This is a genomic window from Mesorhizobium sp. M0437, from assembly GCF_040321335.1.
GTDB lineage: Bacteria > Pseudomonadota > Alphaproteobacteria > Rhizobiales > Rhizobiaceae > Mesorhizobium.
This window is the reverse complement of record NZ_JAMYRK010000139.1, coordinates 1-4,793: the sequence shown is the minus strand read 5'-3', so window position 1 is coordinate 4,793 and position 4,793 is coordinate 1. Positions and strand designations below refer to the sequence as shown.

At 58.9% G+C, this 4,793-nt stretch carries 4 protein-coding genes and 1 pseudogene; 3 read left to right on the top strand and 2 right to left on the bottom strand.

Going from position 1 to position 4,793, the window contains the following annotated elements; translation table 11 throughout:
• The coding region (tyrS, locus tag NKI72_RS33995) for a tyrosine--tRNA ligase (RefSeq protein ID WP_352852118.1) at nt 1–588 on the bottom strand (588 nt) is incomplete at its 3' end.
• Between the two features lie 765 nt (nt 589–1,353).
• Between tyrS and NKI72_RS35595 the strand changes: the two are divergent.
• Nucleotides 1,354–1,528 (top strand): annotated as a pseudogene (locus tag NKI72_RS35595) (IS6 family transposase); the annotation flags it as partial.
• Nucleotides 1,529–1,612: 84 nt separating this feature from the next.
• Nucleotides 1,613–3,532, top strand: coding sequence for a potassium transporter Kup (locus NKI72_RS33985; protein WP_352852116.1), 1,920 nt, complete (start codon nt 1,613–1,615; stop codon nt 3,530–3,532).
• A gap of 199 nt (nt 3,533–3,731) precedes the next feature.
• Here the strand turns inward: NKI72_RS33985 and NKI72_RS33980 are convergent, their stop codons facing one another.
• Nucleotides 3,732–4,109: a flagellar export protein FliJ gene (locus tag NKI72_RS33980; protein ID WP_352451800.1), complete on the bottom strand. Its 378-nt coding sequence runs from the start codon at nt 4,107–4,109 to the stop codon at nt 3,732–3,734.
• A 222-nt stretch (nt 4,110–4,331) separates the two neighbouring features.
• On the opposite strand from NKI72_RS33980, the gene NKI72_RS33975 reads away from it, so the two are divergent.
• Nucleotides 4,332–4,793 (top strand): IS6 family transposase (locus tag NKI72_RS33975; RefSeq protein ID WP_352852113.1); only part of this gene is annotated, 462 nt, incomplete at its 3' end.

The window sequence follows — 4,793 nt, the reverse complement described above, 5'->3', positions numbered from 1 at the left end:
TAGCTCAAGGAAGTCGAACGCTTGGAGGATCATGTAGTTGAATTCTAAGAAGCTCAGGTTCTCCTGCTTTTCCAGCCGCGACTTCACACTGTCGAAAGAGAGCATCCGATTGACGGAGAAATGCCTGCCGACGTCTCTCAGCATGTCGATCCAACGAATGCTGTCCAGCCAGTCGGCATTGTTCACCATCACGGCATCCGTCGGGCCGTCTCCGAAGACAAGGAGACGGTCAAAGACCTTTCTGATCCCTTCAATGTTGGCGGCGATCCGCTCGTCCGTCAGCATCGGCCGCGCCTCCGAACGGAAGCTGGGATCGCCGATGCGGGTGGTCCCACCCCCAATGAGAACGATGGGTTTATGGCCAGTCTGCTGAAGATGACGAAGCGCCATGATCAGAAGAAGATGGCCGACATGAAGACTGTCAGCCGTCGCATCGAAACCAGCGTAAGCGGGTACGATGCCTGCTTCAAAGGCGGCATCGACACCCGGCAGGTCGGTCCCTTGATTTACATAGCCGCGCTCAATGAGCGTCTTCAAAGCCGCCGAACATGGTTCGGAATGACCGGTTGATAAATCGGGAAGTGCCATATAGGGAATCCTCCTGGTATTGCCGCCAGGGGGTCCTCTCGTGAACAAAGCCGCCTGACGGCGGCTTGTTTCAAGGCATGATCGAAACGCGCCGCTCCTTATGGAAGCGTCGCATAATAGATTGCAGCGATGAGCGCGGACTTGATCATGTGCCCATGCATAAAGGACTTTATCCGCACCTGCAAGCAATCTGAAATGGCTACTTCGGGGAGCTGCCGAGCCTCTGTCGCGACGATTTGCAACTGACTTTTGCACCGTCGCAGAACTCAACTTTTGCGACAACATTTCCTGCTTCCCGCTTTCCTTCTGATGTCGAGCCCAGACGCGCTTCACCTGCGCTTCGCTGCAGCAGCCGGTCAGCTTTGGCGTCCTGCCGATACTGTTGCCGCCAGACCGGAAGACAATAAGGCGTTCGTGTGTCACCAGTCAGCTTGGTCCGGCATATTTCCCGGTTCCGTCGCAAACTCCAGCTGAGGTCGGGCAGGTTGATCGTCACGCGGCGCTCATGCGGCGAGCATTTCGAACTGCTTGGGATCAATCGAGGCGGGAACCCTAGAGAGTCAGCCCTCAGAGCCTTTGGTATTAGACCGACCCCTCGCACCGGTTTGGGCTGGGTGTACAAGTCAGGTTTTCATCAGGTTCGACGAGTATGTCTGGCAGCCAGAGCGCGACCACTTCCGTGCCCGCCCGCTCGTCTGGCAGACACACACAGGAGAAAGATATGCTAAGGCGTTATCAACTTAACTTTCGGCATAGACCGATAGCCTGAACATCGCGACCGTCAGCTACAAGCAGCGCCATCGTTTCCTGCCGCAGATCATCGCCCATGCGGTCTGGCTCTCCTTCAGGTTCCCCTTGAGCCTGTGTCTGGTCGAGGAAATGGCGCTGGAGCGGGATCGTGGTTTCGTATGAGACAATTCGCCGGGGCAACAAATGCGGTCCGCATACGGAGCCATTACGTCGCGGCACTTGATATTGCAGTGCAGCAAGCGTAGAGCACCGCGCGCTTATCGGAGTGTAGTCCATGGCCCTTACCAATGCTGGTAACGAGGCAGAACCCGTCGAACAATCCAGCCATTCTGAGGTCGAGCAGCACAGCACCAAGGTGCTGATGCTGGGCGCACTCGGCGTGGTTTACGGCGATATTGGCACCAGCCCGATCTATGCTTTCCGCGAGGCATTGGTGGCATCGTCGGGGGGCGAAGTCGCCAACCGTGGCGACATCCTCGGCGTGTTGTCGCTGATCATCTGGTCGCTGACGATCATCGTCACCATCAAATATATCATGTTCGTGCTCAGGGCCGACAATCGAGGCGAGGGCGGGGTGCTGTCGCTGATGGCGCTGGCGCGCAACAGTTTCCCGACCCGCTCGGCGGTGATCCTCGGCATCGGCATCGTCGGTGCCTCGCTGTTTTTTGGTGACGCCGTCATCACGCCGGCGATCTCGGTGCTGTCGGCGGTCGAAGGCATGAACGTCGTCACGCCGACCTTCCAGCCCTATGTGGTGCCACTGACACTGGCCATCCTGGCGATTCTGTTTTCGGCACAGCGGTTTGGAACCGGCGGCGTCGCCCTGATCTTCGGCCCGATCACGGCAGTCTGGTTCCTGGCCATCGGCCTTTCCGGTCTCAACCACATCATCGCCGATCCGGAAATCCTGCTGGCAGTCAGCCCGCATTACATCGTCGCGTTCCTGATCAATTCACCCGACGTCGCCTTCGTGACGATCGGCGCCATCTTCCTCGCCGTCACCGGCGCCGAGGCGCTCTATGCCGATCTCGGTCACTTCGGCCGTAAGCCCATCGTGCTCGCCTGGCTGGCCATCGTGTTCCCTTGCCTGCTGCTGAACTATGCCGGGCAGGGCGCATTCGTGCTGGCGAAAAACGGCGTGGTCGGTCATCCCTTCTTCGAGATGAACGAAGGCTGGACGCTTATTCCGATGGTCGTTCTCGCCACCGCTGCGACCGTCATCGCCAGCCAGGCGGTGATCTCCGGCGCTTTCTCGCTGACCAGGCAAGCGGTGCAGCTCAACATGCTGCCGCGCCTGGAAATCCTGCATACGTCGGAAAGACAGTCCGGCCAGATCTACATGCCGCGCGTCAACATGCTGCTGGCGCTGGTGGTGATGCTGCTGGTGGTCGGCTTTGGCGAATCCAGCAAGCTTGCCTCAGCCTACGGCATTTCGGTGACCGGCAATATGCTGGTGACGACGGTGCTGCTGTACGTGATCATGAGCCGCATCTGGAAATGGCAGCTCTGGCTGGCCATCTCCCTGACAGTGGTATTCGCGTTCATCGACATCGGCTTCTTTGCCTCGAACATCGTCAAAGTGTTCGAAGGTGGCTGGGCTTCGCTGGCGGTGGCCTTCACCATTGTGCTGGCGATGTGGACCTGGATCCGCGGCACCCGCTATTTGTTCGACAAGACGCGCCGGAACGAGATTCCGCTGGATTTCCTTGCCGGCAATCTGCTGAAGAAGAAGCCGCATCTGGTGTCGGGCACCGCGGTGTTCCTGACCAGCGATCCGCTGAGCGCGCCGACCGCGCTGATGCACAGCCTCAAGCACTACAAGGTGCTGCACGAACAGAACGTCATCCTTTCGGTGGTGACGGCGCCGCAGCCTGTCGTGCCCGACAGCGAGCGCGTCAAGATGGAGACCGTCAACGAGCTGTTCATGCGGGTGACGCTGACCTTCGGCTATATGGAGCAGCCCAACATCCCGCGTGCGCTGGCGATCTGCCGCAAACAGGGCTGGAAGTTCGACATCATGACGACATCCTTCTTCCTGTCGCGGCGCTCGCTCAAGGCATCGCCCAATTCCGGCATGCCGGTCTGGCAGGACAAGCTGTTCATCGGGCTGGCGCGCACGGCGGCCGATGCGACCGAGTATTTCCAGATCCCGACCGGACGCGTCGTCGAGATCGGAACGCAGGTGACGATTTAGGGCATGCCGCGGTTGAGAAGAATCGGTGCTGTCACATTGATTGAGCGGTAAGGAAATTGAGTAGCAGCGCGCCCGGCACTGTAAAGTTTCAGCGGCTTGATGCAGCGATAGCTGGCCGGGACGGCTGTCACGCTGCGGCGACACACGCGCCAACGGCCAGTCGGGTGTCGCGAATTGAGGCGCGCTGAAGCCGTCCGGCTCAGCCGATCATGGCGCTTCGGTTGCCGGGTTCGAGGTCGTGGCCTCTGCCGCTGCGCGATTCTAGCATTTGCGCCTTGGAGAGCTCTGCTTCAGCCTCGGCGAGGCATGGCTCGGCTGTGGTTCTCTGCCGCAGAAGGTCCGATTGCGAATTCTTGAGGTTGTCACGACGTAGGCGGGCGGCCTTGGCGAACGTCGGATAAGCGAAATGATTGATATCGGAGATGCCGGCCTTCGTTTCCTCGGCGTTTATCTGGAAGTCCAGTTCTCGCGCCATGCGTTCGAAATCGGCAATCATCATGTCTAGCTGCTGCAACTGTCGCCGCTTCTCATTCACCTGAAATTGCTTCAGTCGGACCAGATTACCTCGTGGCTTCATGACTCGGTACTCCGGTACACATTTCGTCCAATCAAACCGCTCTCTCCCAGCCCCTTGACGTTAGGCCTACAGCGACTCTCACGGTTTCTGCTGCGAGAGGAAACATATTTTCCAAATCCTTGGCCGATGGCCATGAGTTCAATGGCATCGACAAGCATGCGAGCGAGGGACTTAAGGGGCGGTAAAAAAAGGCGGAATAGGGCGATTTCACGTTGTCTGCATATGAACGCGTTGAGACCTGCGGCGGGCTTGTCACACAAACCAATCGCCAAGATTTGCGACATAGACGCCGGGGGGCATGAATACGCCCGCCGTCAGCTACACGCCCCCCGATTTCCGCCGCCTATTATCGCCTACGCGGTCTGGCTTTATTTCCGGTTTCCGCTGAGCCTGCGCCTGGTTGAGGAAATGCTGCTGGAACGCGGCATCGTGGTTTCGTATGAGACAATTCGCCGGTGGGGCATCAAGTTCGGGCCGGACTACGCTCGCTGCTTGCGCCGCAAGCCGCCGTGCCGGAATGATGTCTGGTACCTGAACGAAGTCGTCGTCACCATCGCCGGCAAAAAGCTTTGGTTGTGGCGCGCCGTCGACCAGGATGGATATGTGCTGGACGAAATCGTGCAAAACCGCCGCAACACCAAGGCCGCCAAGCGCTTGCTGACGCGGCTGTTGAAGAAGCAGGGG